General features: G+C 70.9%; 27 protein-coding genes. 10 read left to right on the plus strand and 17 right to left on the minus strand.

The genetic code is table 11. The annotated features are described in order from the left end of the window. Positions 1 to 44: 44 nt before the first annotated feature. Positions 45 to 1,205: a flavin reductase gene (locus tag ACIBH1_RS28025; RefSeq protein ID WP_397316926.1), complete on the minus strand. Its 1,161-nt coding sequence runs from the start codon at positions 1,203 to 1,205 to the stop codon at positions 45 to 47. A 105-nt stretch (positions 1,206 to 1,310) separates the two neighbouring features. Here ACIBH1_RS28025 and ACIBH1_RS28030 point away from each other — a divergent pair, with 105 nt between their 5' ends. Continuing rightward, entirely contained in the window at positions 1,311 to 2,120 is an 810-nt protein-coding gene (locus ACIBH1_RS28030) for an IclR family transcriptional regulator (protein ID WP_397316927.1), read from the plus strand. A 74-nt stretch (positions 2,121 to 2,194) separates the two neighbouring features. Here ACIBH1_RS28030 and ACIBH1_RS28035 read toward each other — a convergent pair whose 3' ends face one another. Beyond that, positions 2,195 to 2,902, minus strand: a complete 708-nt coding sequence (locus ACIBH1_RS28035) for a hypothetical protein (RefSeq protein WP_397316928.1) — start codon at positions 2,900 to 2,902, stop codon at positions 2,195 to 2,197. Positions 2,903 to 2,932: 30 nt separating this feature from the next. Continuing rightward, entirely contained in the window at positions 2,933 to 3,124 is a 192-nt protein-coding gene (locus tag ACIBH1_RS28040) for a hypothetical protein (RefSeq protein WP_397316929.1), read from the minus strand. Positions 3,125 to 3,211: 87 nt separating this feature from the next. On the opposite strand from ACIBH1_RS28040, the gene ACIBH1_RS28045 reads away from it, so the two are divergent. Genes ACIBH1_RS28045 through ACIBH1_RS28055 form a run of 3 tightly spaced genes read left to right on the plus strand, consistent with a single transcriptional unit; the run spans position 3,212 to position 6,645 of the window. After that, complete coding sequence (locus tag ACIBH1_RS28045) at positions 3,212 to 3,958, plus strand: hypothetical protein (RefSeq protein ID WP_397316930.1); 747 nt, start codon at positions 3,212 to 3,214, stop codon at positions 3,956 to 3,958. A 45-nt stretch (positions 3,959 to 4,003) separates the two neighbouring features. Then, positions 4,004 to 4,807, plus strand: a complete 804-nt coding sequence (locus tag ACIBH1_RS28050; RefSeq protein WP_397316931.1) for a glutamate ABC transporter substrate-binding protein — start codon at positions 4,004 to 4,006, stop codon at positions 4,805 to 4,807. A 53-nt stretch (positions 4,808 to 4,860) separates the two neighbouring features. After that, on the plus strand, positions 4,861 to 6,645 hold the full coding sequence (locus ACIBH1_RS28055; RefSeq protein WP_397316932.1) for a tetratricopeptide repeat protein: 1,785 nt from the start codon (positions 4,861 to 4,863) through the stop codon (positions 6,643 to 6,645). On the opposite strand, the gene ACIBH1_RS28060 is transcribed toward ACIBH1_RS28055, so the two are convergent. From ACIBH1_RS28060 to ACIBH1_RS28075, 4 genes are all read right to left on the minus strand, one after another. Beyond that, complete coding sequence (locus ACIBH1_RS28060) at positions 6,642 to 7,817, minus strand: acyltransferase family protein (protein ID WP_397316933.1); 1,176 nt, start codon at positions 7,815 to 7,817, stop codon at positions 6,642 to 6,644. The two genes, ACIBH1_RS28055 and ACIBH1_RS28060, sit on opposite strands and share 4 nt — an antisense overlap. Positions 7,818 to 7,912: 95 nt before the next feature. Continuing rightward, on the minus strand, positions 7,913 to 8,056 hold the full coding sequence (locus ACIBH1_RS28065) for a hypothetical protein (RefSeq protein WP_397316934.1): 144 nt from the start codon (positions 8,054 to 8,056) through the stop codon (positions 7,913 to 7,915). A 91-nt stretch (positions 8,057 to 8,147) separates the two neighbouring features. Further along, positions 8,148 to 9,332: a hypothetical protein gene (locus ACIBH1_RS28070; protein WP_397316935.1), complete on the minus strand. Its 1,185-nt coding sequence runs from the start codon at positions 9,330 to 9,332 to the stop codon at positions 8,148 to 8,150. A gap of 37 nt (positions 9,333 to 9,369) precedes the next feature. Continuing rightward, the gene (locus ACIBH1_RS28075) at positions 9,370 to 10,011 is read right to left on the minus strand and encodes a TetR/AcrR family transcriptional regulator (protein WP_397316936.1); all 642 of its coding nucleotides are present in this window, start codon (positions 10,009 to 10,011) and stop codon (positions 9,370 to 9,372) included. A gap of 50 nt (positions 10,012 to 10,061) precedes the next feature. Here ACIBH1_RS28075 and ACIBH1_RS28080 point away from each other — a divergent pair, with 50 nt between their 5' ends. Next, positions 10,062 to 11,276 carry an acyl-CoA dehydrogenase family protein gene (locus ACIBH1_RS28080; protein WP_397316937.1) on the plus strand — a complete coding sequence of 405 codons (1,215 nt, stop codon included), beginning with the start codon at positions 10,062 to 10,064 and terminating at the stop codon, positions 11,274 to 11,276. Here ACIBH1_RS28080 and ACIBH1_RS28085 read toward each other — a convergent pair. From ACIBH1_RS28085 to ACIBH1_RS28100, 4 genes are read right to left on the minus strand one after another with little or no spacing between them, the layout of a single operon-like run. Further along, a complete protein-coding gene (locus ACIBH1_RS28085) occupies positions 11,271 to 12,224 on the minus strand; it encodes an ABC transporter ATP-binding protein (RefSeq protein ID WP_397316938.1) in 954 nt (317 codons plus the stop codon). The genes ACIBH1_RS28080 and ACIBH1_RS28085 overlap by 6 nt on opposite strands. Further along, the gene (locus ACIBH1_RS28090) at positions 12,214 to 14,052 is read right to left on the minus strand and encodes a dipeptide/oligopeptide/nickel ABC transporter permease/ATP-binding protein (RefSeq protein ID WP_397316939.1); all 1,839 of its coding nucleotides are present in this window, start codon (positions 14,050 to 14,052) and stop codon (positions 12,214 to 12,216) included. Before ACIBH1_RS28090 ends, ACIBH1_RS28085 begins: the two co-directional genes overlap by 11 nt. Continuing rightward, positions 14,045 to 14,980, minus strand: a complete 936-nt coding sequence (locus tag ACIBH1_RS28095; protein WP_397316940.1) for an ABC transporter permease — start codon at positions 14,978 to 14,980, stop codon at positions 14,045 to 14,047. The genes ACIBH1_RS28090 and ACIBH1_RS28095 overlap by 8 nt, the downstream gene beginning before the upstream one ends. After that, complete coding sequence (locus tag ACIBH1_RS28100; RefSeq protein WP_397316941.1) at positions 14,977 to 16,599, minus strand: ABC transporter substrate-binding protein; 1,623 nt, start codon at positions 16,597 to 16,599, stop codon at positions 14,977 to 14,979. The genes ACIBH1_RS28095 and ACIBH1_RS28100 overlap by 4 nt, the downstream gene beginning before the upstream one ends. Positions 16,600 to 16,696: 97 nt before the next feature. Between ACIBH1_RS28100 and ACIBH1_RS28105 the strand changes: the two genes are divergently transcribed. Then, on the plus strand, positions 16,697 to 17,344 hold the full coding sequence (locus ACIBH1_RS28105; RefSeq protein WP_397316942.1) for a TetR family transcriptional regulator: 648 nt from the start codon (positions 16,697 to 16,699) through the stop codon (positions 17,342 to 17,344). 50 nt (positions 17,345 to 17,394) lie between these two features. Here ACIBH1_RS28105 and ACIBH1_RS28110 read toward each other — a convergent pair whose 3' ends face one another. Then, a complete protein-coding gene (locus tag ACIBH1_RS28110; RefSeq protein WP_397316943.1) occupies positions 17,395 to 18,045 on the minus strand; it encodes a uridine kinase in 651 nt (216 codons plus the stop codon). 140 nt (positions 18,046 to 18,185) lie between these two features. Between ACIBH1_RS28110 and ACIBH1_RS28115 the strand changes: the two genes are divergently transcribed. Then, the gene (locus ACIBH1_RS28115) at positions 18,186 to 18,803 is read left to right on the plus strand and encodes a glyoxalase (protein ID WP_397316944.1); all 618 of its coding nucleotides are present in this window, start codon (positions 18,186 to 18,188) and stop codon (positions 18,801 to 18,803) included. Between the two features lie 16 nt (positions 18,804 to 18,819). On the opposite strand, the gene ACIBH1_RS28120 is transcribed toward ACIBH1_RS28115, so the two are convergent. Further along, entirely contained in the window at positions 18,820 to 19,404 is a 585-nt protein-coding gene (locus ACIBH1_RS28120) for a PadR family transcriptional regulator (protein WP_397316945.1), read from the minus strand. A gap of 44 nt (positions 19,405 to 19,448) precedes the next feature. Between ACIBH1_RS28120 and ACIBH1_RS28125 the strand changes: the two genes are divergently transcribed. The 3 genes from ACIBH1_RS28125 to ACIBH1_RS28135 are packed head-to-tail and all read left to right on the plus strand — an operon-like array spanning position 19,449 to position 21,531. Next, positions 19,449 to 19,841 carry a nuclear transport factor 2 family protein gene (locus ACIBH1_RS28125; protein WP_397316946.1) on the plus strand — a complete coding sequence of 131 codons (393 nt, stop codon included), beginning with the start codon at positions 19,449 to 19,451 and terminating at the stop codon, positions 19,839 to 19,841. Further along, positions 19,838 to 20,551, plus strand: coding sequence for a DUF72 domain-containing protein (locus ACIBH1_RS28130; protein ID WP_397316947.1), 714 nt, complete (start codon positions 19,838 to 19,840; stop codon positions 20,549 to 20,551). Before ACIBH1_RS28125 ends, ACIBH1_RS28130 begins: the two co-directional genes overlap by 4 nt. An 11-nt stretch (positions 20,552 to 20,562) precedes the next feature. Next, a complete protein-coding gene (locus ACIBH1_RS28135) occupies positions 20,563 to 21,531 on the plus strand; it encodes a magnesium transporter CorA family protein (protein ID WP_397316948.1) in 969 nt (322 codons plus the stop codon). Here the strand turns inward: ACIBH1_RS28135 and ACIBH1_RS28140 are convergent. The 4 genes from ACIBH1_RS28140 to thrS all read right to left on the minus strand — a co-directional run bounded on the left by ACIBH1_RS28140 (position 21,498) and on the right by thrS (position 26,252). After that, a complete protein-coding gene (locus ACIBH1_RS28140; RefSeq protein ID WP_397316949.1) occupies positions 21,498 to 21,860 on the minus strand; it encodes a hypothetical protein in 363 nt (120 codons plus the stop codon). The two genes, ACIBH1_RS28135 and ACIBH1_RS28140, sit on opposite strands and share 34 nt — an antisense overlap. Positions 21,861 to 21,976: 116 nt before the next feature. Then, positions 21,977 to 22,924 carry a TAXI family TRAP transporter solute-binding subunit gene (locus tag ACIBH1_RS28145; protein WP_397316950.1) on the minus strand — a complete coding sequence of 316 codons (948 nt, stop codon included), beginning with the start codon at positions 22,922 to 22,924 and terminating at the stop codon, positions 21,977 to 21,979. Beyond that, the gene (locus ACIBH1_RS28150; protein WP_397316951.1) at positions 22,921 to 24,876 is read right to left on the minus strand and encodes a TRAP transporter permease; all 1,956 of its coding nucleotides are present in this window, start codon (positions 24,874 to 24,876) and stop codon (positions 22,921 to 22,923) included. Before ACIBH1_RS28150 ends, ACIBH1_RS28145 begins: the two co-directional genes overlap by 4 nt. A gap of 98 nt (positions 24,877 to 24,974) precedes the next feature. Beyond that, positions 24,975 to 26,252, minus strand: a complete 1,278-nt coding sequence (thrS, locus tag ACIBH1_RS28155) for a threonine--tRNA ligase (protein ID WP_397317112.1) — start codon at positions 26,250 to 26,252, stop codon at positions 24,975 to 24,977. Positions 26,253 to 26,296 lie beyond the last annotated feature (44 nt).

Raw genomic sequence — 26,296 nt, forward strand, 5'->3', positions numbered from 1 at the left:
CGGTTCAGTGCTTCGGCGCTTCAGCGGTCCAGCGCTTCAGCAGCTCAGTGCTTCAGTGCGAGGAGCGCCTCGCGGTCGGCCGAGCAGGCCACGTCGAGCTGGCCGGCCAGCAGGAGCAGGTCTTCCGCGGGCAGCGCCCCGTCCAGACCGCCCAGAGTGGTGTCGAAGCGGCTCACGCCGCTCTTCATCGCGATGAGAGCGTTGACCAGCCCCATGCCGTCGCCGCCGCGCAGCCCCACCCGGAGCGCGGCGCCCGCGTCGGCGTCACCCAGGAGGGCGCGCACGTGCATGGGCGTCGCCGCGCTGCCGCCCTCGGCGAGCGCGATCTCGTCGCACCCTGCCTCGGCGAGCCGGGTGACGGAGGCGAGCACGTGCTCGGCGCGGTGCGGCGCGAAGGCGTCACCGAGGTGGGCGACGGCCGTGAGCCCGGCCCGCCGCGCCGCCTCGGGCACGGCATCCCCGCCCGGCTCACCGGCGTCGAACTCCACCACCCCCACCCCCATCGCAGCCGCCCGCCGTACGTCACCGGGATCGCGCACGACCACCGAGGCGGTCGCCGGATCAAGATCGTCGCTTGCCTTTTCGCGCGGGTCGTCGCCCGGCAGGCGCACCCGCGTTCCCGCCAGCCGGATCCCGCGCGCCAGCGCCGCGAGCCGTGCCCCGTCCACGCCCTGGGCCCGGAGCGCGCCCAGCACGCCCGTGTCGGCGACCGCCACCCGCTCGGGCAGCGGATCGGCCAGGCGGCTCCACGCCCGCGAGTGGAACAGCACCGGCGCCACGCGCCGCGGCGAGGCGGCGGCCAGCACGTCGCCCACGAAGATCGTGTGGTCACCGCCAGGGTGCGCCTGGTGCACCCGGCAGTCGAGCCATCCGGCGGCGTCGGCCAGCAGCGGCGCCCCGGTCACCCCCGTCGTCCACCGCCCGTGCGTGAAGCGGTCGGCCACCTCGCCCTGCCCGGCGAACACCCGCCCGAGCCGCGCCTGGTCCTGCCCGAGGATGTTCACCGCGAAGCACCCGCTGGAGCTCACCAGCTCGTGCGTGCGCGTGCCCCGCGCCAGGCACACCAGGACCATGGGCGGCGAAAGGCTCACGCTGGCGAAGGCGCTCGCGGTCATGCCGTGCCACTGCTGCGCGGATCCGGTCGTCACCAGCACCACGCCGCTCGGCCACTGGGCCATGACCGTGCGGAAGATGTCACCGTCCACGGTCTCACCGTTTCGATAATGGAAACGCTGTCACGCTGAAGGTAACGAGCAGGCCGTCGCGGTGTCAACGTGACGATGTTTCCCTCAGCGAAATACACTGTCCCGGTGACCGCGCAGGTGGACTCCGAGAACCAGAGCCGCTCGATCGCCGCCGTGGAACGGGCGATGGACGTCTTGCTGCTCTTCGGCCGCAGCACCCGTCCCGATCTCGGGGTGACCGAGATCGCCACCGAGCTCGACCTGACCAAGGCCGCAGTGCATCGCATCCTCACCGCGCTGCGCAGCCGCGAGCTCATCAACCTCGACCCGGTGACCAGGCGCTACTCCCTGGGCCACGCCGCCATCGCGCTCGGCCGCGCCTACCTGGCGCGCACCGACCTGCGCGCCATGGCCGGCCCCGAGCTGCGCCGCCTGGCCGCCCAGGTGCACGAGACGGCGACGCTGTCGGTGCGCCGCGGCGACACGCGCATGTACGTCGAGCAGGTCGTCCCCGACCAGGAGCTGCGCATGGAGGTGTCGCTGGGCATCCCCTACCCGCTCCACGCGGGCAGCTCCTCCAAGGTCATCCTGGCCTTCCTGCGGGAGGAGGAGGTCGAGGGCTACCTGACCAGGCACCGGCTCGACGCGCTCACGCCGCGCACCATCACCGACGCCGCCAAGCTCCGCACGGAACTGGCCGCGATCCGCCGCAGGGGCTACGCGACCTCGCTCGGCGAACGCCAGGAGGGCTCCGCCTCCGTCGCCGCGCCCGTCTTCGACCACGACGGCGTCGTGATCGCCGCCGTCAGCCTGTCGGGGCCGGGCGCCCGCTTCAAACCGCGCATGCAGGCGGAGGCCCCCGTCGTCGTCGAGGCCGCCTCCCGCCTGTCGGCCCAACTCGGCTACCACGGCGTCACAGCCGACCCCGAGCCATAAGCCCCGAGCGGTGAGCCCCGGCCGGGGCTCACATGCTCACCGGCGCGCGCCCGGCGTGAGCATCCGGGCGCCGGTCACAGGTTCGCGCCCGGCTTGATCACCCCGAGCACCGCCGCCACCACCACGCTGCCCCAGATGAGCCACACGTACGGCACGCAGCCGTCGACCGACCGCTTCAGCGCCTTCTCGACCTCGGGCGTGGACCCCGTGGTCACCAGGGTCCCGAAGGCCGGCCCGAACGGCCGCAACGCCAGCCGGATCCCCAGCCCCGCCCCGATGGTCAGCGCGTAGAGCGCCAGCTTGGCCCCCAGCCAGCGGGGATTGGTCTCCACCCCGAACGGCGTCGCGGCGATCAGCGTGTACGCGGCCGCCCCGGCGATCACCGCGATGAGCACGATCCTCACTGTCCAGTCGGCCCGCCGTACCCACCGCCGCTGGCCCGGCGCGTGATGGTCGCTCACCGTCATCCAGAGCCAGACCAGCGCGAAGACCCAGACCAGCACCACCAGCCACGGCTGGAACAGCGGAACCCCGAACAGGGTGGCCCCGTGCGGCTCCAGGGCCATCAGGGTCACCCCGCTCGGGAGGAACAACACCAGGCAGATCTTCGGGCACAGATCCAGCCCGCTCATGATCTTCAGCGCGGTGGTCCTGGCCTGGGGGGTGAGGGAGGTGCGCAGGACGAACCTGCTGGAGTAGTAGACGCCGAGGTCGCCGCCGAGCCAGAAGACGAACAGGAGGAGGTGGAGGACGATCCACCATCCGTGCGGATGAGGTCCCATGGGAAACAACGTTACACAGTAGGAAACGCCCTACGACAGATCCTTCTCTTCCTCCTCTGCTTCCTCGCTCTCACCACCGCCGACCTCGACGAGGTCCGCGGGGATCGGGCGGCGGGGGCGGTGCAGCTTCATGCCCGACCGTTCGGCCACGACGTCGCTCTCGCCCTCCACTCCGGCCTCGGCGGGCGGCAGGTCCTCTGGGGTGCGTTCCTTCGATTCCACGCCTCGCCCACTGCCCGATCAGCGGAGCGTTAGGCCCGCGTGCTCCCTATACTCAAGCGGTCTGACACGCGGCGGGGGAGGATCGGCGTGCCTGGTGAGGACCTTCTGGGTGAGTACGGTCAGCGGGTGGCGGAGCTGTCGGCGGTCGTCCATGAGGCGCGACCGGCCGTCGAGCTCGCCACGCGAGGGTTGCGCGATGTGCTGAAGCTGGAGGCCTGGCGGGAGTTCACCGGGCCGAGCGGTGAGCTGGTCGAGCACGACGATTTCGCGGAGTTCGTGACGGCCGATCCGCCGCGCGGGCTCGGGGTGACGCTGGGGCTGGTCAAGGGGCTGGTGGCCACCGACCAGGCGGTGGCGGCGCGGCTGGAGCAGACGTTGCGCGCGCTGCCTCCGGGGGCGCTGCCGGGTGTCGAGGAAGTGGTGTGGGAGCCCGCCGGCGAGGAGCCGCTGGGCGAGGAGCCTCTCGACGAGGAGCGGGTCGCGAAACCGGCCCGCGACTCGGGCGGTGACGCGGCGGACGGCGAGGCGGCGCAGGAGCCTGCTGCCATCGAAGCGGAGCAGCCCGAGGAGCCCGAGCCGCCCAAAGCACCCGAGCCCGCAACCCCCAAGGAGACGCCCGCGCTCAAGCGGCTGCGCGAGGAGGCGCCCGCCCTGCACCACCAGGTGCTCGCGGGCGAGCTGAGCACCCATGCCGCCATGGTCGCCGCCGGGTTCCGCGCCCGCACGATCAGCGTCCCCGTCTCCCGCCCCGAGAGCGCCGCCAAGGCGCTGCGCAAGAACCTCAGCAGGGAGCAGCTCGTCGAGCTCGTCACCCTCCTGTCCGAGGACCTCTAGCCGCGCTTCATCCCGCGTTCACCGTCCCCTCCTACCGTGCGGGAGATGAGGACGATCCTGGCCGTGGCGCTGCTCCTGACGGCGGGCTGCGGCGCGGGCGGGGCCGGAGGAGGCGCGTCCATCCTTGACGGCGACGAGCTCGTCGTCGCCGTCAAGGGTGACCAGCCGGGCCTGGCCGTCAAGACCCGCCAGGGGGCGTTCGAGGGCTTCGACGTGGACGTGGCCACCTACGTCGCCCGCCACCTGGGCAAGAAGGTGCGCTTCGTCGAGACGACGTCCGAGGGGCGCGAGGACAAGCTGCGCACCGGCGAGGCGGACATGGTGGTGGCCACCTACTCCATCAGCCCGCCGCGCAAGCGGCAGGTGATGTTCGCCGGGCCGTACTACGTCTCCCGCCAGGACATCCTGGTCCGCAAGGGCACCAGGGGCATCCGCGACGTGCGCGACCTGGCCGGGCGCAGGCTGTGCGAGGCGTCGGGCTCGATCTCGACCTCGCGGGTCGTCGACGCGCGCGGCATCGCCGCCGTGCTGGTCCCGGCGGGCACGTACGGCGAGTGCGTCGAGCTGCTCAAGAAGGGGGCGGTCGACGCCGTCTCCACCGGAGACCTGATCCTGGCCGGGTACGCCGCCCGCGAGAAGGGCGCCTTCACCATCGTCAACGCGCCGTTCACCGAGGAGAGGTACGGCATCGCCGTACGGCCGGGCGACGTGGCGGGCTGCGAGGAGATCAACCGGGCGCTCACCGTGATGTACCAGACCGGCGCCGCGGCCAAGCTCCTGCGTGACCGGTTCGGTGAGACGGGCCTGGAGCTGACCACGTTCATGCCGCAGTTCGAGGGGTGCGACTGACGCGAGGGTTGTGGCAGGGTTTGGGGTCGCGATCCATCCGTGGGGAGACGAACGTGGCACCAGACGGTCATGACGGCCTGAACGACCCGTACCAGGAGGCCGAGGGCGAGTTGTCCATGGCCCGCCTGGCGCTGGACGACGGCGAGCTGGGGCATGCCGCCCAGCACGTGGCCACCGCGCTGCTGCACGCACCGAACCTGTTCGCGGTGCACGAGCTGCTGCTGGCCCGGCTGAGCCTGGACGACTTCCCCCTGGCCGAGCCGCTCTTCCTCGGCACCGCGCTGGCCAGGGCGCACCTGCTGGCGGCACGCGGCGGCTTCGATGAGGCGCTCGCCCTGATCGGCTCGGTGCAGCAGCACGAGCCGCGCGGTCATTGGGCCGACGTGCCCTGGATGGTGGGGCCCGACCTGCCGGGCAAGGTGTCGCCGGCCACGTTGTGCACGGTGATCGTGGGCCTGGCGCAGGCGTTGCACGACCCGGTCGACGAGGAGGAACGGCCGGCGCTGGAGCCGTTCGTCCAGCTCGTGCGCAACGCCGCGCAGACCTATCCGGGCGAGGCGATGTTGTGGTGGGCGGGCTCGATGCTGATGCGACGGGCGGGGCGCGCGGAGGAGGCGGTCAAGCTGGCCGAGCACTCCTCGGCGCTGGAGCCGTCGCTGCAGGCGGCGGTGGCGGCGGCCTGCGCCTACCGCAACCTGGAGCGCTGGACGGAGGCGGAGGCGGCGATGCACGAGGCGCTGCGCATCGAGCCGGGCAACCTCTACGTGCGCACCGATCTGGCCGAGCTGGTGCACCGGGCGGGCCGTCCCGGGGAGGCGCTGCGCTGGGCCGAGGAGGTGCTCGACGCCGATCCGCGTCACGAGTCTGCCTACCCGACCGCCTGCGGCATGCGCTTCGAGGCCGACGGCGAGCTGCGACACCTGCTCGACCTGGCCGCCTACCTGGCCGAGCATCCCGGCAACACGCACGCCTCCTCGGTGCTGGCCAACCAGTCGGGCACCCGGCCGTGGCTGCGCCGTCCCGCCGACGCCTCCGAGGCGGTCATCAACGTGCTCTTCCAGGTGCTGGAGCAGGAGGAGGGGGTCGAGGGCGGCTCGCTGCGGGTCTCGGCGCCCGAGCCGCCCAGCGCCATGCTCGCCTTCGGCCGGGCGCTGCCGGGTTTCACGCTGGTGGTCGAGGCGGTGCCGGAGCCCGATCCGCGCCTGCCGGTCCCGGAGACGGGCTTCGACGGGCCGGTCCGCTCGGTCTCGCAGCGGGTGTGGCGTTACGAGGGCACCGGCGGCGTCCCCGCCGTCGCGCCGCCCGGCCAGGAGGCCGCGCAGGCGGTGGCGGTGCTGGCCGAGCAGCCGTGGCCGCACCTTCCCGGCGCGTTCGACCAGGCCGTACGGCTGGCGGCGACCTCGCTCGACGAGCTGCTCGGTGTCATGGTGCACCCGCCCGCCCTGCCGTTCGACGATCTGCGTGCCTGGCCGCTGTGGTTGCGGCAGGTGCAGGCCTGGGCCTGCCTGGGCATCGCCCACCACCGCGGCGACCAGCCGTGGGCTTCGTCGGAGCGCCGCCAGATCCTCGTCGACCTGGCCTACGGCCCGGAGGACTGGGTGAGCGAGGCGGCGCTGCTGGCGATGATCGCGACCGCCTGGGTCGACCAGGCCGCGCGGCAGGACGTGGCCGCCCTGGTCGGCTGGCGTTTCCTGGCGGCGGTGCAGGCGAGCAGGACCCGGCCGGTCACCATCTTGGAGTCGCTGAGCCATCTGGCGCTGGCCACGCCCGATCTGGAGCCGGGCGTGCGGTCGCTGGCCCTGGCGATGCTCGACGACGACGATGAGCCGCCGCGCTAGGAGTGCGGGCCGCCGCTCAGAGTGCGGCCCAGCCGCTGCATGGGCTGCTCGATCGCCCGGTGGCTCAGCCAGGTCGCCGGGATGAGCACCAGCAGGAACGCCGCCCCGATCGCCAGCTGCAGGTGTGTGGGCGCCCACCGCATGTCGCCGACGGCCGCGATCATCATTGTGAGGATCGGCAGGTGCAGCAGGTAGAGGGAGTAGCTGACCAGCCCCAGCCAGGTCAGCGCGCGCGGCATCGTGCGCCCGCGCAGCGCCATGACGGCGGCGAAGGTGACTCCGGCCAGCACGATCGTGGAGATCCACACGTCGGGCCGCACCCACCACCAGCCCGCGTTGAGCGCCCACACCGGGGTCGCGGCGACCAGCGCGCCCGTGAGCAGCACCGGCCAGAGCGAGCCGTCGCCGCGCTCCCACCGCTGGATGCCGGTGCCGGCGAACATCACGGCGACGACGGCGACGCCGAACCACGGCACGCGGCTCGACAGCAGGAGCAGGAGCAGCGCCATGACGCCGAGCACGATCGCCGCGGGCCCGCGCATCCGGCCGGAGATCATGGCCGCCAGGCCGAGGACGACCAGCACCATCGAGGTCCAGGCCAGCCATCCGCCGCTCAGCGGGGGCCCGGCCACGAACAGGCCGCTGACCAGGGCGGTCACGCCCAGCGTCACGGCGATCCAGGAGCGCCCGCGGTGCAGGCCGGCGGCGAACAGGGCCGACACGAGCAGGTAGAAGATCATCTCGTACGAGAGGGTCCACATGGTGTTCACCACGCCCCCGGCGCCGACCACGTCGAGCAGCATGGTCGCGTGCGAGGCGATCGCCGACGGGTCGCGCGGCACCTCGGCGCGGATCGGGACCCACCACGACACCGCCAGGGCCAGGGCGATGACCGCCAGGTAGAGGGGGTAGAGCCGGAACAGCCGGCCGATCCAGAAGCCGCGCACGTCGCCGCGCCGCTCCAGGGAGTGGGGGATGATGTAGCCGCTGACCAGGAAGAACACCAGCACGCCGTACATCCCGATGTTGAACCAGACCGGCCGCAGCCAGGGCATGGCCCAGGTGAACAGGTGCTCTGCCACGACCGCCGCCGCGCCCAGGCCGCGCAGGGCGTCGAGCCAGGCGAGCCTCGACTGGACGGCTGGCCGGATGTCAGTCGCGGTCGTCAGCATAGGGACAAACGTATCGGAGTCAGAACACGGAAGAGGGGCACCATCCGGGATGGTGCCCCTCTGTACAGAGTTCGCGATGCGGCGTCCTCATGGCGTCACGAGTCGTCGCGGCGCTTGCCGAAGAAGGAGCGGCGGCCGGAGGCCCGCTCGGCCTCTCGCACCCGGCGGTGCTGGGCGGCCGCGCGACGCAGCTCGCCGGCCTGGCTCTTCATCAGCTGGTACTCAAGCTCGGGGTTCATGTCGTCCTCCGTGTCGGTGTCCTTGGTGACACCTCTAGAGTGCTGCTAAGGCGCATGACGACACATCGGACAGAGTCCCTATCTCCCCGTCCTAGGAAGCACCCTTGATCCCTAGGGACAGGCCCATCTGGGCGGGTAGGTCACCTACGCGGAACACCGCGCCGTCGGTGATCCGCCACGCGAGCAGGCGCGAGTGCTCCCCGCCGCTGGTCACGAGCACGGTGTCGCGGTCGTACCAGCCCATGACCGCGCAGCATCCCTTCCAGCGTCCGAAGCCCTCGAAGACCAGCGAGCGCAGCGTGGCGCCGGTGGCGGCGTCGAGCACCACGACCGCCTCGGCCTCCACGACGTCCCCGTAGGGACGCGGGCCGCCGGCGCCGAACACGTCGCGGGCGATGCGGCCCTCGCGAAGCCAGCCGGTGCCCCACCACTCGCCGGTGCCGACCGGGGGGCGCACCGGCGTGCTCGCCTGCCGTACGCCCGAGGAGTCCCATCGGGACAGCATGGCCGGCTTCTCGCCGTCGTCGGCGTCGAGCCGGTGCACGTCCGCGCCGATCTCGCCGCCCGCGACCAGGCCCCAGGCCGGGTACGGCATGCGCGTGGCGACGCCGGTGCGCGTGTCCATCAGGTAGACGCGCGGATCCTGCTCGACGAGCAGGCCGATGCCGTTGGGGCGCCAGGAGACGCGCTCGTTGAAGCCGGGCAGCGGCAGCCGGCTCATCGCGCCCGTGGCCAGCTCGACCAGCACGACCTCGTCCTTCTGGGCGAAGGCGGCGCGGGTGCCGTCGGGGCTGAGGGAGGTGTCGTCCAGGGCGGCCTGCCGGTTGCCGTCGCGGTCGGTGACGGGGGCCAGGTCGAGGCCGTCGAGCTCGCGCAGCCCGCCGTCCTCGCCGAGCGCGAGCAGGCGGCCGTCGCCCTGCTCGCCGTACTGCTGGAACAGGGCGATGGCGCGCGTGAGCGGCCACGACGACAGCGGGCGGGCCGCGGCGGGGTCGAGGGTGGCGGGAAAGGCGGTGGGCAGCAGGGGAAGCTCGCCCTCGCGCTCGGGGGCAGGGGCGACGTCGATGGGCGCACCCGTCGCGGTCACCGGCGCGGGGACCGGGGCGGTCTGCGTCGGGACGGCGCTCGCCCCCGTCGCGGGCGGCGGGGCGGCCTCGCGCGGCCACAGCAGCACGGCGGCCGCAGCGACGGCGACGACCGTGACGGCGGCGAGCACGATCCGCCCGCGGCCGGGCGCGTCCTCGGTGGTGCTGTCCAGCACCTCGTACGTTTCCACGCCTGGTGTACACCGCCACCCCCGCGAGGGTTCCGGTTCAGTCGCGTTCCGCCAGCAGCAGCGCCGTCTCCTGGGACACCTCGGCGGCCAGGACCGCGGCGACCACGTCGACGAGGTGGCTGGTGAACAGCCGCTCGTCGCCGCCCGAGGGCAGCAGGGCGCGGCGGGCGAGCTCGGCGTAGGTGACGCGCACGGCCATGAAACGCTGGTGCAGCCGGGCTGCTCCGTCGGGCAGCCACGGCTCGACGAGCTCGCGCCAGCGCTGCATGCTGTCGCGCGGCACCGCGGGCTCGGGGCGTGCCACCAGCTGGCCGAGGATGCGCAGGTAGTCGCGCCCTCCCTCGGGGTCACCGAGCTTGGCCGCCGCCGGCCGTACCAGGGCCCCGGCCAGCTCCCGCCGCGCATCGCACGGACGCCTGCCGCCCGGATCCCCGGCACCCGCCTCGTAGGCGTCGAGCAGCCGGTGCCGGGCGGCCTCGACGCCCGGCTGGTGGCGTCCCAGCACGGCCCGCACCAGCGCCGCGCGGTCGCCGAAGTGGTACTGCAGCGCGGTGTTGTTGCGCTGGCCCGCCGCCGCGTTGATCTCCCGCAGCGACACCGTGTCGACGCCGCGCTCGGCGAAGAGCCGCTCGGCGGCGGATATGAGGCGATTTCGGGTTTCTTCTGGATTCGGCGGCACAAGGGAGAGTTTAATAAGGCAACCGCCTTAAAACACAGGAGGACCCGCCCATGGCCATCGATTTCACCCTCGCGCCCGAACACGAGGACCTGCGGCGGAAGGTCCGCACCTTCATCCAGGAGACGGTCATCCCGGCGGTCGACGAGAACGCCTCGCGTGACGACTACCTGCGCACCATCTTCGGCCTGCGGGAGAAGGCCAAGGCCGAGGGCCTGTGGCTGCCGCACATGCCCAAGGAGTGGGGCGGCATGGGCCTGGGGCACGTCGAGCTCGCCATGGTCCAGGCGGAGGCGGCCAAGACCAGGCTGGGCCCGTGGGTGCTCAACTGCATGGCCCCCGACGAGGGCAACATGCACACGCTGCTCCACTGGGCCAGCGACGACCAGAAGGAGCGCTACCTCAAGCCGCTCCTCGAAGGCGTCCAGATGTCGTGCTTCGCCATGACCGAGCCCGAGGTGGCCGGATCCGACCCCACCCTCATCCAGACCAAGGCCGTCAAGGACGGCGACGAGTGGGTCATCAACGGGCACAAGTGGTTCATCTCCAACGCCCGCCGCGCCAACTTCGCCATCCTCATCGCCCGCACCGAGGACGTGCCGCCGGGGGAGCGGGGCGGCAACACCGCCTTCCTCGTCGACCTGCCCAGCGACGGATGGAACGACGTGCGCGAGGTGGAGACCATGCACGGCTCCACCGGCCACAGCGAGATCGTCATCACCGACCTGCGCGTCACCGACGAGCAGATCCTCGGCGGGCGCGGCAACGGCCACCGGCTGGGGCAGTACCGCCTCGGACCGGCCAGGCTCGCCCACTGCATGCGGTGGATCTCCCAGGCCGAGACCGCGCTCGACATGATGGTCGACCGGGCGCTCAACCGCTACAGCCACGGCTCGGTGCTGGCCGACAAGCAGGGCGTGCAGTGGCTGATCGCCGACTCGGCGATGGAGCTCTACCAGTGCAAGCTCATGGTGCTGCACGCCGCCTCGAAGATCGACAAGGGCGAGGACTTCCGCACCGAGGTGTCCATGGCCAAACACTTCGTCGCGCAGAGCCTCAACCGCATCGTCGACCGGGCCGTGCAGGTGCACGGGGCGCTCGGCTACTCCACCGACACGCCCCTCGCGCACATGTTCCAGCACGCCCGCTGGGCCCGCCTGGCCGACGGGGCCGACGAGATCCACCAGATGCGCATCGCCGAGCGCACCATCGACGCCTACCGCTCCACCGGCTCCACCTGGGCGGCCACCGGTGGGCTGCCGCTATAGCAGCGGGTAGTGGCAGGCGGCGAAGTGTCCCTCGCCGACCTGCCGCATCACCGGCTCCTCCGCCGCGCACCGCTCGGTCGCCAGCGGGCAGCGGGTGCGGAACCTGCACCCGCTCGGCGGCGAGACGGGCGAGGGCGGCTCGCCGCTGATCAGCGTCTCCGACGTGCGGCCCCCGCCCGGCACCGCGGCCAGCAGCGCCCGCGTGTACGGATGCGCCGGCCGGTCGATCAGCTCCGTGCCGGGCGCCAGCTCGCACGTCTTGCCCAGGTACATCACCAGGATGCGGTCGCTGACGTTCTTGACCACCGCCAGGTCGTGGGCGATGAAGACGAGGGTGAGCCGGTAGCGCTCCTTCAGCTCCTCCAGCAGGGCCAGGATCTGCGCCTGCACCGAGACGTCCAGCGCGGAGACCGGCTCGTCGCAGATCACCACCTCCGGCCGCAGCACCAGCGCCCTGGCGATCGAGATGCGCTGGCACTGGCCACCGGAGAACTCGTGCGCGCGGCGGGTGGCCGCCGTCGCCGGATCGAGGCCGACCGCCTCCAGGATCTCGTCGACCTCCGAGTCGTCCGCCCCCCACAGGCGGGGGCCCTCCGCCACGATGTCGCGCACCCGCCGCCGCGGGTTCAGCGACGAGATCGGATCCTGGAAGATCATCTGTAGGCGTCTGCGGGTACGGCGCAGCGCCTCGCCCTTCAGGCCGGTCAGCTCCACCCCGTCCAGCCGCACCGAGCCGGAACGGGGCGGAGGCAGCTGCACCAGCGCGCGTGCCGTGCTGGACTTGCCGCAGCCCGACTCGCCCACGATGCCGAGCGTCTCGCCGCGCGCCACGTCGAAACTGACCCCCGAGACGGCCTGCACGCCGCCGCGGAACTCCACCACCAGGTCCTGCACCCGCAGCGCGACCTGATCGGGTTCGCGAAGGTGGGCGCTGCCGCTACCGGCCATGACTCTCCCTGACGTTGAGCGGATACCAGCACGCGCAGTCCTCGTCCAGCGGCGGCGCCTCCAGCGCGCACCGCTCCTGGGCATAGGGGCAGCGCGGCTGGAAGGCGCACCCCGGGGGCAGGGCCGCCAGGTCGGGCGGGCGGCCAGTGATCACCCTGAGCCGGTGGTGCGGCGGATCGCCGAGCTTGGGCACCGCCTGCAACAGGGCCTCGGTGTACGGCATGCGGGTACGGGAGAAGATCTCGGCCGTCGCCCCGCGCTCCACCACCTTGCCCGCGTACATGACGATGACCTCGTCCGCCCACTGCCGCACCACCGCCAGGTCGTGGCTGACCAGCACCACGGCCAGATGACGCTCCTGGCGCAGCCGGTGGATGAGCCGCAGCACCTGATCCTGGATGGTGACGTCGAGCGCGGTCGTCGGCTCGTCGGCGAACAGCACGTCCGGGTCGCACGACAACGCCATCGCGATCGTCACGCGCTGGCGCATGCCGCCCGACAGTTCGTGCGGGTAGCGTTTCAGCGCCCTGACCGGGTCGGCCAGGCCGACCTGCGCCAGGAGCCTGATCGCCTCGGCGCGCGCCTGCTTGCGGTCCAGGCCCAGGTGCACCCTGAGCGGCTCGGTCACCTGGGCGCCGATGGTGCGCACCGGGTTGAGCGCCGTCATCGGGTCCTGGAAGACCGTGCCCATGCGAGGGCCGAGCACCTGACGCATCTCCTGCGGGGTGTAGCTCGTCAGGTTCTCGCCGTCGAGGTAGACGCTGCCCGAGCGGATCACCCCGGAGCCCGGCAGCAGGCCCAGGATGGAGCGGATCAGCATCGACTTGCCCGACCCCGACTCGCCCACGATGGCCAGCGTCTTGCCGCGCTCCAGGGTGAAGGAGACGCCGTCGACCGCGCGCACCAGGCCCCGCTCGGTCTGGAAGTGCGTGCGCATCTCCTCGACCTGCAGGAGGGTGTCCTGCCTGACGACGTGCACGGTGGGCGAGGCGGCCGGGGGCGCCTGCCGTACCGGTTCCAGGCCGCTCTGCCGTACGTCGGTCCTGGCCCGCAGCCGGTCGCCCACCAGGTTGAACGACAGGACGGTCAGGAACATGACCACCGACGGAGCGAGCGTGATGTGCGGCGCGGTGTCGAGCAGCGCGCGGCCCTCGTTGATCAGGCCGCCCCACGTCGGCGTCGGCGCCTGCACCGACAGGCCCAGGAAGGCCAGGCTGCCCTCGGCGACGATGACCACCGCCATGCCGATGAAGGCGTAGGAGGCGGCGGGCACGGCCACGTTCGGCAGGATCTCCCTGACCAGGATGCGCCGGTCGCGGGCGCCGAGCAGGCGGGCGGCCAGCACGAACTCGCGCCGCGAGAAGGCCATCGTGGTGCCGCGGATCAGCCGCGTCCACGCCGGGACTCCCAGCACGCCCAGCACGATCAGCACGTTGCGCAGGCTCGCCCCGGCGAAGGCGACCACGGCCAGCGCGAACACCAGCGCGGGGAAGGCCAGCGCGATGTCGTTGACCGCCATGATCACCGCGTCGGTCAGCTTCCTGCGGTATCCGGCCAGGATGCCCAGCGGCGCGCCGATCGCCAGCCCGAGCAGGACCGCGCCGATGCCCACCAGGAGCGACACGCGCGCCCCGTAGGCCACCCGGCTGGCCACGTCGCGGCCGAGCGCGTCGGTGCCCAGCGGGTGGGCGAGGGTCGGGCCCTCGCTCGCCGGGCCGGTCAGGGTCTCGTCGTAGGCGGGCAGCGGCAGCAGGTCGGCGGTGATCGCGGCCAGGACCACCAGGACGATCCAGGCGACGGCCAGCACCGTGGTGAATTGTCTACGCACGCCGGATCCTCGGGTCCACCGCGGCGTAGACCAGGTCCACCGCGAAGTTGATCAGAACGTATCCCGCCGAGATGAGCACGACGCCCCCCTGCACCGTCAGGTAGTCGCGGGAGAAGATGGAGTCGACGATGAGCCGCCCGATGCCGGGCAGGCCGAAGAGCGTCTCGACGATCACCGCGCCGCCGATGAGCGCGCCCAGGTTGAGGCCGATCGCGGTGATGAGCGTGATCGCCGACGGGCGCAGCGCGTGCCGCCACAGGATGCGCCGCGGCGACAGCCCGCGCGCCCGCGCCAGCGTGATGTAGTCCTCCTGCAGCGTGGCGATCAGGTCGGTGCGCAGCAGCCGCGCGTAGACCGCCACCTGCGCGAAGGCCAGCGTGAGGGCGGGCAGGATCACCGAGGTGAGGTTCCAGCCCAGATCGAGCGAGATCGGCGTCCATCCGGTCGCGGGAAGCAGTTGCCACTTCACCGCGAACACCAGGATCAGCAGCACGCCGGAGACGAACACCGGCGTCGACAGCAGCGCGAAGCTGAGCGTGGTCAGCGTCTGGTCGATCCAGCGGCCCGCGTTGCGGGCCGCCGTGATGCCCATGGGCACGGCCAGGCCCAGCGCGAGCAGCTGCGCGGCGACGAGCAGCTCGATCGTCACCGGCAGCCGGGCGGCCAGCTCCTCGGCCACCGGCAGCCTCGACACGAAGCTCGTGCCGAAGTCGCCGGTGACCAGATCGCTCAGCCACACGCCGTACCTGACCAGCAGCGGGTCGTCGAGCCCGAGCTCGCTTCGCAGCTGAGCCCTGGCCTCCTCGCTCGCGCCGGGACCCAGGATCTGTGTCACGGTGTCGCCCGGCAGCAGGCTGAGCAGCGCGTAGGACAGGAACGTCACCACGAGCAGCACGACCACCAGGCGAAGCAGGCGGCCGGCGATCACTGGCCGTTGACCCAGAGCTGGGAGAAGGGGTGGTAGGGGATGGGGGAGCCGGTCAGCGCCAGGCCCTTGTCGCCGTCGGGCAGCAGCTGCTCGCCGATGCCGCGCAGCTTGGACTTGGTGATGATCGAGCCGGTGTCGAGGTGGTCGATGAAGATGTAGGGCACCAGGTCGCGCAGGCGCTTCTGCACGGTCGCGTAGGCCTGCTTGCGGGCGCTCTCGTCCGGGTTCATCCGGCCCACGTCGAGCGCCTTGCTGAGCTCGTCGTCCTTGACGCGCGAGAAGTTCAGCGAGATCGCCCCGATCGGCTTGGCGTAGGCCTGGTGCAGCCAGATGTACTCACCGTCGGGGTCGGGGGAGCTGAAGGCGGTCCAGATCGTCGCGGTGAAGTTGCCGGTCAGCGCCCGGTTGATCAGGTCGGCCTGGTCGGCCTGCTTGATCGTCACGTCGATCCCGGCCTTGCGCCACATGTCCTGCGCCAGCTCGACGGTCTGCATCGTGTTCGGGTCGGGCGTCGACAGCACCTCGACCTTGAGCTCGCCCTTCTCCGCCTCGTACTCCTTGACCAGGCTGGTGGCCCTGGCCAGGTCGTAGGTGTGCGCGGCGCCGCCCGGCGCGTACCACTTGGAGTCCTTCGTCCACGGGCTGTCGGCCTCCTTCGTCAGCCCGCCGCGCAGCGTCGTGATGATCGCCTTGCGGTCCATCGCCGCCGCCATCGCCTGGCGCACCCGCACGTCGTTCATCGGCGCGACCTCGGTGTTCAGCATGAACATCGACTCGGACACCGCCATGCCCTGGGCCCGGTGGATGGTGTAGGCGTCCTTCATCGCGCCGAACTTGGCCAGGTCCTCGTCACGCGTCGTGCCGATCGCGTCCAGGCTGCCCGCCTCCAGCGACTGGGCGCGGGTCTGGGTGTCGGGCAGGATGCGGAACTCGATCTCGTCCAGGTACGGCAGGCCGTCGCGCCAGTAGTGCGGGTTGCGCGTCACCACGAAACGGCTGTCGGGGACGTACTCCTTGAAGATGTACGGCCCGGTGCCGACCGGCGTACGGCTGCCGCCGAGCGGGTTGTTCAGCGTCGAGGGCGGCACGATCATGCCGATCTGCGCGGCCAGGTAGTACGGGAAGACCACCCACGGCTGCTTGAGCTTGACCTTGACCGTCATGGGGTCGACCAGCTCGATGCTGTCGAGAGGCTGCAGGGAGGCGCTGGTCAGCGGCGACTTCTGCTGGGCCTCCAGGTTGGACTTGACGATCTCGCCGGTCAGCGTGAGGCCGTCGGTGAAGTTGATGCCCTGCCGGACCTTGATGGTCCACTCGTCGTAGGCGGCGTTGGGGGTCAGGGACTCGGCGAGGTTCGGTTTCCAGTCGCCGTTGGCGTCGACGCTCACCAGCGGCTCGATGATCGTGGTGACCATGCTGTAGCTCTGGGCGGCGAACTGGTCGGTCACGGGGTTGAATCCGTTGGCGTCGGCGCTCAGGCCGTACACGATTTTCCCGCCCTTGGCGGGGCCACCCGTGGAGGTGGCGGCTGCTCCAGGGGTGGTGGCCACCGGTCTGGGCCCACTGCAGGCGACCAGGGTCAGGGCGGCCGTCAATAAGATCGTCAAGCGCTTGATCATGGGTGTCTCCCTTGCGGCAGGGCCCCCGAGTTTCACCGATAGTACTATCGGTGAAATAAGCTGGAAATCCCCGAGTTACCTGGAAATATCGGCATTCTTGACGTTTGAGGAAGGGGTCGGCGTGCGCCTGTCCAGGAGCGAGGCCAAGGAAGCGACCCGGCGCAAGCTCATGCGCGCCGCCCTGTCGATCCTCGACGCCGAGGGGGAGGCCGGGGTCACCACGGTCGCGGTCGCCAAGGCGGCGGGGATCGCCCAATCCAGCTTCTACGTGCACTTCAGGGACACCGAGGAGCTGCTGCGCGCCATCGGCTCCGAAGGCGGCGACAGCCTGCGCGCCACCATCCGCGACGCCCGCCGCCAGGCCCGCGAGAACCCCGACTCCGAGGGATACCGCGACGCGTTCCGCATCCCCCTGGAGGCCATCTGCCGCCACCCCGAGATCCTGCGCATGCTCCTGCGCGCCCGACACGACCCGTCCTCGCCCCTGCGTGACCTGGCCATCCAGACGGCCGACGTCTACCGCACCCACCACGCCGCCGACCTGGCGGCACTCGGCTACGTACCCGACTCACCCGAGGGTCGCAGACGCCTGGAGATCATCGCGGACGCCGTCAACGCCGCCACCAACGCCCTGGCCATCGGCCACCTGGAGGGGCGCTACCCCGACCTGGAGGAGGTCGTCGACGTCCTCGTCTCCCTCTCCAAGGGCGCCCTCCACCCCCTGCGGGCCTCCTCCACCCCTTGACCCACCCCCGCCCCTGGTCCTGCTGGGGCCGAGGACCTCCGGCGGCCACGTCATGAACGGGTCGGCGGGGCGACGACCAGTTCTGTGTCCGCATCGTGGTCCATGTGGGGAGGGCCGGCGACGATCATGGTGGCTCGGGCCCAGGGCCGCTCGCGCACCAAGAAAGGATGCTCCTCCCGCAGCCAGTTCGCCACGTGCTCCAGCTGCTCGGGCGAGTCGCCGTCACGGATGACCAGCAGGCGCTCCTGCGCGTCGAGGTCACCCTGCATCCACACCGACGCGTCCAGCCACGGGGCGAGCTCGTCGCGGATGACGCCGGTGCCCTCGACCAAGACGATGTCGACGTCGCCCGGGACGGTGATCGATCCGGGACGGCCGTGGGTGATCCAGGCGTCCGGCCGGAAGTCGACCGCCTCGCCCCGGTGCAGCGGCTTGAGGATGTTCTCGGCGAGGAGGGCGCCCCAGCCGAAGGAGGCGTGATTCCAGGCGATGTCGTCGGTGTGCACCACGGCGGAGTCGCCCGCCGCCGCGCGCAGCCGTTCGGCCAGGGTGGTCTTCCCGGCGCCGCCCCGGCCGTCGATCGCGATCACCCGTGGACGTCCGACGACGGAGGGTGATGCTTCGCGCAGCCGCAGGATGGCGTCGAGCACGGTCACCACCCGCCAGCCGACGGCCTCGGTCTCGCCTGGATGGAGACGCATCGGCAACCTCCTGAGGTGAGGGGCACGGCCCGGCGTCCTGGTCGTGTGGATGCCCCCGCCAGGGCGCTTTCCACAGAACGGACCGGACTCGAGCAGGAATCAAGAAGCACGCTCCCCCAGCCCCGCCTACCGTTGGCACCATGGCTCACCTGGAATTCGTCACCCTAGAGGTGCCCGACCGCGCGGACGCCGAGCGTTTCTACGCCACTGCCTTCGGCCTCGACGACCGGTTGCGCGTACGTTCCTCCGACGTGCCCACGTCGGGCTTCCGCGGCTTCGCCATGTCGCTCGTCGTCTCGCAGCCGTCCACCGTCGACAGCCTCTTCGGCACCGCCGTGGAGGCGGGTGCGAAGCCGTTGAAGCCGGTCGCGAAGTCGCTGTGGGGCTACGGCGGCGTGGTGCGGGCCCCGGACGGGACGATCTGGACGATCGCGAGCTCGTCGAAGAAGGAGACCGGCCCGCCGACCCGGAAGATCGACGAGGTGGTGCTGCAGCTCGGCGCCCAGGACGTGGCGGCGAGCAAGCGGTTCTACGTCGAGCACGGTTTCGAGGTGACGAAGAGCTACGGCCGCAAGTACGTCGAGTTCGCGCAGCCGTCCGGCAGGTTGTCACTGTCGTTGTACACGCGCAAGGCTCTGGCCAAGGTCGCCGGGGTCTCGCCCGAGGGGAGCGGGTCGCACCGCCTGTTCATCGGCAGCGACGCCGAGCCGTTCACCGATCCCGACGGGTTCGTGTGGGTCGCGGCGAAGGAGATCTGACCGCGCCTCGCGGGGGTCAGCCCGCGGTGTTCGCCGGCTCGGTCGCGGCGGCCAGGCGCTGACGCAGCACGCCCAGGGTCCGCTCCGCCCAGGCGATGTTCTCCCGCTCGAAGCTCAGCCCCCGCATCAGCGTCAGGTAGGGCCCCACGCGCGCCCCGGAAGCCAGGTGCTCCTCTTCCCCCCGCCCGCCGAGCAGCCGCTCGCGCAGCCGCTCGTAGCGCGCCAGTTTCCCCCGCGAGAACGCCAGCTGGGCCGTCACGGCCTCGACGACCGCCCCCACGTCCCCCGAGTCCACCGCCTGGACTTTCACCATGAGCTCGTCGCGGATCGCCGTCGGCCTGGCGGGTGCGGCGGTGAAGTCGTGCAGCGCGGCCGATCCCGCGTCCGTCAGGGAGAACACGCGCTTGTTGGGCCGCCGCTCCTGCTCCACCACCCGGGCCTGGACGAGCCCTTCGCCCTCCATACGCTCCAGTTCCCGGTACAGCTGCTGCGGTGTCGCCATCCAGAAGTTCGCGACCGACGCGTCGAAGCCTTTGGCCAGGTCGTAGCCCGACGCCTCTCCTTCCAGAAGCGCGGCCAGCACCGCGTGACGCAAGCTCATACCCGTCAGTGTACAGAAAAGCGATTATTCAATAAGTTGACTACATGGATGTCTTCCGAGCAGCAGTCGAGTCCGGTGACCATGACGCGATCGAGCGGTTGCTCGCCGACGACGTGGTCTTCGTGAGCCCCGTGGTCTACAAGCCCTACCACGGCAAGGAGATCACGACCGCGATCCTCCGGGCCGTCACGCAGGTCTTCGAGGACTTCACCTACGTCAGGGAGCTCGGTGACGAGACCGGCCACGCGCTGGTCTTCACCGCCAAGGTCGGCGGGAGGGAGCTGACCGGCTGCGACTTCCTGCGCTACAACGCGGAGGGGAAGATCGAGGAGCTGATGGTCATGGTGCGCCCGCTGTCGGGGGCGACCGCGTTGCAGCAGGCCATGGCGGTGCAGTTGGGCATGGATTCCGCTCCGGGGGTAGCTGCCCAGGGGTGACGACGTATGTGGGGACCAGCGGCTGGCAGTACAAGGACTGGCGGGGCGTGCTGTATCCGGACCGCTGCCCGCAGGGGGAGTGGCTGGAGGTCTACGCCGCCACCTTCCCGACCGTCGAGAGCAACAACGCCTTCTACCGGCTGCCGAAACCGGAGACCTTCGCCGCGTGGCGCGACAGGACCCCCGACGGCTTCGTGATGGCCGTCAAGGCCAGCCGCTACCTCACCCACATCAAGCGTCTGCGCGACCCCAAGGAGCCCGTCGAACGCCTCCTGGACGCCGCCTCGGAGCTCAAGGGCAAGCTCGGCCCCGTCCTGATCCAGCTCCCGCCGACCCTCCGGGCCGACCCCGGCCTCCTCGACGCCTGTCTCGGCGCCTTCCCGCGCGGCATCCGGCTGGCCGTGGAGCCCAGGCATCCCACCTGGTGGACCGACGACGTGCGCCGCGTGCTGACCGACCACGGGGCCGCGATGTGCTGGGCCGACCGCCTGGGCAGGCCGGTCACCCCGCTGTGGCGCACCGCCGGCTGGGGGTACGTGCGCCTGCACGAGGGCAGGGCCGCCCCCAGGCCCATGTACGGCGGGGCGGCGCTGAAAACGTGGGCCGCTCGCATCGCCGACCAGCACTGGGACGACTGCTACGTCTACTTCAACAACGACCCGGGAGGCGCGGCCGTCCGCAACGCGACCGCCTTCGAGAGCCTGGTCTAGGGTAGGCCGACATGGGTCACACACGGCTGTATCGCAACGGGGTCCTGGCCGAGGAGGGCTTCCCCATCGCGGACGTCTCCGAATACGTCTGCCAGCCCGACTGCGCCGTCTGGTTCGACCTGTGCGCCCCCACCCCCGAGGAGCTCGCCGCGGTCAGCGAGGAGCTGAGCCTGCACGAGCTGGCCGTGGAGGACGTGACCAACGCCCACCAGCGCCCCAAGCTCGACGTCTACGACACGCACCTGTTCCTCACCGTCTACGCCATCCGCATCGACGAGCGGGGCCAGCTCGACCCGGTCGAGCTGAACGTGTTCGTGACGAAGAACGCCCTGGTGACGGTCCGCGAGAACGACCACTTCGACATCTCCAAGGTCACCAAGCACTGGGACCACAACCGCGACCTGGCCAAGCACGGCGTCTCGTTCCTGCTGCACGGCCTGCTCGACGTGGTGGTCGACGGCCACTTCGAGCTGGTGCAGAGCTTCGACGACCGGGTCGAGGAGCTGGAGGGCCGGCTGTTCGGCGAGCAGATGGCCACCAAGGAGATGCAGCGCCTGACCTTCGACCTGCGCAAGAACATGGTGGGCTTCCGCCGCCTGACGTTGCCGATGCGCGAGGTCGTCAACACGCTCATCCGGCGTGACCTGCACGTCGTCGAGCAGGGCATGAGCCCCTACTACCAGGACGTCTACGACCACGTGCTGCGGGTGTCGGAGTGGACGGACTCCTTAAGAGACCTGCTGGTCAACGTCCGCGAGACGCACCTGACCCAGCAGGGCTTCCGGCTCAACGAGATCATGAAGCGCGTCACCGGCTGGGCGGCGATCATCGCCGTGCCGACGGCCATCACCGGCTTCTACGGGCAGAACGTGCCCTATCCGGGCTCGGGGCAGCCCTGGGGTTTCTGGATGTCGACGTTCGTGGTGGCGATGGCCTCGGTCGGGCTCTACTGGGCCTTCAAGAAGAGGGACTGGCTGTAGGCGGGGCAGGGCCCGCTCGTGCCCGACTGGGTCCAGTCCAGCTCCAGCCGTACGGAAGCCGCCCCGGTCGGCGGGTACAGCGGCAGGCAGCGGTCACCGGCGACGAGCGTGCGCTGCCCCAGTGAGGTGGCCAGCAGGTCGATCGAGGAGTAGGTCACCGGCTCGTCCAGGTCGAGCCGGAACCGGCCGCCCGTCAGGCGGGTGCGCCGGCCTTCGAGCGCGTAGTAGTCGAGCACGCCGCCGCTGAGCGACACCACCGCGTACATCGTGAAGCGCCGCCCCTCGGCGACGAACAGCTCGGCGGAGGGCGCGTGGTAGATCGAGTGCACGTACGCCAGGGCGAAGTGCCTGTTGGCGGGCAGTGGCAGCCCGTGGATCGCCAGGCGCCCGCCGCCACTGCCCGTGAGCGTGGCGGCGAGCGCGAGGACGGTCAGAACGGAGCGGATCAGCCGTTCTTCTCCTTGAAGAACCGCTCGGCGCCGGGGTGCAGCGGGATGGGCTGCACCTGAGCGCCCAGCTTGGTGTCGAGCTTCTCGGCCTCCTTGTGCACCTTGACCATCTCGGCCTTCTTGTCGAAGAGGGTCTTGGTGATGTTGTAGGCCAGGTCGTCGCTCATGCCCTCGTGCACGAGGAGCACGTTGGCGACGCCGACCGTCTTGATGGCGCCGGTGAGCTTGTAGGCGGCGGCCAGGTCGACGTCGAGGCTGACGTAGGTGTCGCCGAACTTGCTCGACAGCCCGCCCATGACGTCGCTGGTGTCGAGCAGCTTGGTCTCCTTCTTGCTGGTGGCCAGGTCGACGATGCCCGCGGTGGGCACGCCGCCGACCCAGAAGAAGGCGTCGATGGTGCCGTCCTTGACGGCCTGCACAGACTCGTTGATCGACAGCTGCTGCTTCTGCACGTCGGTGTCGGGGTTGAGGCCGACGGCCTCCAGCATGCGGCGGGCCACGACCTGGGTGCCGGAGTTGGCCGGGCCGAGGGAGACCTTCATGCCCTTGAGGTCGGCCAGCTTGGTGGCGGTCACGCCGGGCGCGATGACCACGTGGGTGTAGTTGTCGTAGATGCGGGCGATCGCCTTGACCGGCTGCTTGGCGTTGAAGCTGCCGGTGCCGTTGATGGCGTCGGCGGCCGCGTCGGTCTGCGAGAAGCCGATGTCGGCCTTCTTCTCGGCCAGCAGCTTGATGTTCTCCAGCGAGGCCGAGGTCACCGACGCCGTGGCGGTGGTGTTCTCGATGTTGGCCTTCAGCTGGTTGGCCAGGCCTCCGCCGTAGACGTAGTAGACGCCCGTGGTGCCCCCGGTCGCGATGGTCAGGCGGTTGCCCTGACCGCCGCAACCAGCGGCCCCGGTCAGCGCCATGACCGCTACCGCGGCACCCGCGATTAAGCGCTTCACGCTGGTGTTCTCCTTCTTCTGATGAGATGTACGGCTGCCGCGGCGGCCAGGACGGCCAGGCCCGCGACGATGAACGGGGTCTGCAGGAACAGCAGCAGGACCGCGGCGAGCGCGGCCAGGATGCGTTCCGTCCAGCCCGTGGCGCCTCCGGTGGCCATCGCCAGTGCGGCGACGGCCAGGCAGGAGACCAGGAACATGATCAGGATCGTGGTGATCGGCCCCTGGAACAGCAGGGCCGAGCCGTTGGGCGTGAGCACGAAGGCGAAGGGCACCAGGAAGGCCGGGAGCGTGTAGCGCCAGGTCATCATCATGGTCTTGTGCGTGTTGCCGCCGGTGATGGCGGCCGCCGCGACGGCCGACAGGGCCGTCGGCGGGCTGACCTCGCTCAGGACCGCGTAGTAGAAGATGAACATGTAGGTCTCGGCCGGGGCCACGCCGAGCGTGACCAGCGCGGGCCCGATGATCACGGCGGCGATGATGAAGCTCGCCGTCACCGGCACCGCCAGGCCCAGCAGGAGCACGGCGATGGCCGACATCAGCGTGGTGAGCACCAGGCTGCCCGCGGCCACGTCGACGATGATCGCGCTGAGGTTGAGCCCCAGCCCGCTCTGGGTGATGACGCCCACGATGATGCCCGCCGCCGCGCAGACGGCGGTCACCGGCAGCACCTCCAGGGTGCCCTTGGCCAGGGCCTGCCCGGTGCGCTTGGGCGTCATGCGGTGCTCGGGGTCCAGGAAGCTCAGCGCGAAGGCGATGAAGGTGGCGATGACCACCGACTGGAAGGCCGAGCGGTCCAGCGCCATCAGCACGATGATGAGGATGAGCGAGCTGAAGTGGTAGCCGAAGCGCAGCAGCAGCTTGCTCGCCTTCGGCGCGTCGACCTGCACCGCCTGGGTGCCGAAGCGCCGCGAGTCGATCTCGATGGCCAGGAAGATGCCCAGGTAGTACAGCAGCGTCGGGATCGTCGCGTAGAGCAGCACTTCCAGGTAGCTGACCCGGAGGTACTCCGCGATGATGAAGGCCGCCGCGCCGAGCGTCGGCGGCGACAGGATCGCGCCGATGCCGCTGGCGGCCAGGATGCCGCCGGCGGGCTCCTTCGGGTATCCGGCCCTGCGCAGGACCGGCCAGGCGACGCTGCCCAGGCTGACCGTGGTGGCCACGCCCGAGCCCGAGACGGTGCCGAGCAGGAAGCCCGCGGTGGTGACCGTACGGCCGGGAGCCGCCCGCGACTTGCGGAAGGCGGCGAAGCTGAGGTCGATGAAGAACTTCGAGGCGCCGGAGTAGTCGAGCACCGCCCCGTAGATCGTGAACAGGATGATGTAGCTCGCCGCGACCTGCATCGGGACGCCGAAGAAGCCCTCGGTGCCGGTGTAGAGCTGGGAGACGATCTGCTCGAGGTCGAAGCCGCGGTGGCCGATGGGCCAGGAGATCGGCAGGTAGCCGCCGAAGTACGCGTAGACGAGGAAGAGCCCGCAGATGATCACCAGCGACCATCCGACCGTGCGCCGCACCGCCTCCAGCAGCAGCAACGTCAGGCCGATGCCCATGATGATGTCGAGGTCGGTCAGCGCGGACCCGGAGCCCCGGTCGCGGAAGCCGTCCATGTCGAGCAGGGGATAGACGGTCACCGCCAGCGACAGGGCCACGAGCACCCAGTCCGTCACGGTCGGCCATTCGCCGCGCCCGTCCGGCGGCGCCTCCGCGTCGGCCGGCCTGCGCCTGCCGTACCCGGAGCGGTAACACACGAAGACCAGCGGCAACGTCACCGCCAGGAAGAACATGCGGTGTTGTAAGGCCTCGACCGGCCAGAAGACCACGGCGAGCGAGTAGACCGACAACAGCCCGCCGATGATCCACACACCCAGGCGTAACCGGCCGCCCAGCTCCCGTGCCGGACGTTCCTGTTCGTGCGCGGCGAGAAGCTCCTTCTCGCTGCTGCTCAGCTGGGTCACGCCTGTTACCTCCCCGAAGTCCCCCAAGACTTTGCTGGGGGGACTTTACGAGTAGTTGATGTTCTGTAGGAAGACTTCCTCATCTCGATTCGGTCTCCTCACGCAAGCACAGGCGAGCACCATCCGGCCAGCTGATTGACCAGATGCTCGATCGGGACGGCGCCGACCTGCCCTCCGTCGCGCAGCCGTACGGCCGCCTCGTGGCTCGCCGCCTCACGTGGGCCGATGACCAACTGGTACGGCACCAGGCGGTGCTGGCGCACGCGCGCCCCGAGCGAGCCGCGGTCGGGGTGGGCCAGTTCGGCGCGCAGCCCGGCCTCGACGCACCGCCGCACGAGGGCCTGGCCCGCCTCCGCCTCGGTGTCGGAGACCGGCAGCACCACGGCCTGCACCGGCGCGAGCCAGGCCGGGAAGGCGCCGGCGTGCACCTCGATGAGGTGTGACAGCAGCCGCTCCATGCCGCCGACGACGCTTCTGTGCACCATGACGGGCCGGCGCGGCTGCTGGTCGGGCCCGATGTAGGACAGCTCGAAGCGGCCCGGCATGTACAGGTCGACCTGGACGGTCGAGATGGAGGTCTCGCGTTCCGCGGCGTCGGCGATCTGGATGTCGATCTTCGGGCCGTAGAAGGCGCTCTCGCCCTTCTCCTCGTCGTACTCCTGTCCGCGTGCCTCGAGCACCTCGCGCAGGATCTGCTCCGACCGCGCCCACATCTGCGGGTCGTCGACGTACTTGCCGCCGTCGCCGCGCAGCGACAGCCGGTAGCGGCGGGCCCGGATGCCGAGCTGGGCGTGGGCCGCCTCGATCAGGTCGAGCGACCGGGAGACCTCCTCGGCGGCCTGCTCGGGCGCGCAGAAGACGTGGCCGTCGTTGAGGTGGATGGCCCGCACCCTGGTCAGCCCGCCCAGCACGCCCGACAGCTCGCACCGGTACATGCCGCCGAGCTCGGCCACGCGCAGCGGCAGCTCGCGATGGCTGCGCTGGCGCGAGCGGTAGATCAGGACGTGGTGCGGGCACAGGCTCGGCCGCAGCACGAACTGCTCGCCGCCCACCTCCATGGGCGGGAACATGTCGTCGCTGTAGTGGGCCCAGTGCCCCGATCTCTCGTACAACTCGCGCTTGCCCAGCACGGGGGAGTTGACGTGCTGGTAGCCGTGGCGGCGTTCGAGCTCGTGCACGTAGTCCTCGATCGCCTTGCGCACGGCGGCGCCGGCGGGCAGGAGGTAGGGCAGTCCCGAGCCGATGAGCGGGTCGGTGTCGAACAGCTGGAGTTCGCGGCCGAGCTTGCGGTGGTCGTTCATGGTCGCCTCTTTCAGGGAGAGGGCGAACGGACCGCGGATACGAGGAAACCCCGGGCGTTCGCCCGGGGTCTGCAGGAGTCAGCGCGCCGGGACGGTGTCCGGCGTCGTCGTGGAGTAGA

It is taken from the genome of Nonomuraea sp. NPDC050663, assembly GCF_044456985.1.
In the GTDB taxonomy this organism is placed as follows: Bacteria; Actinomycetota; Actinomycetes; order Streptosporangiales; family Streptosporangiaceae; genus Nonomuraea.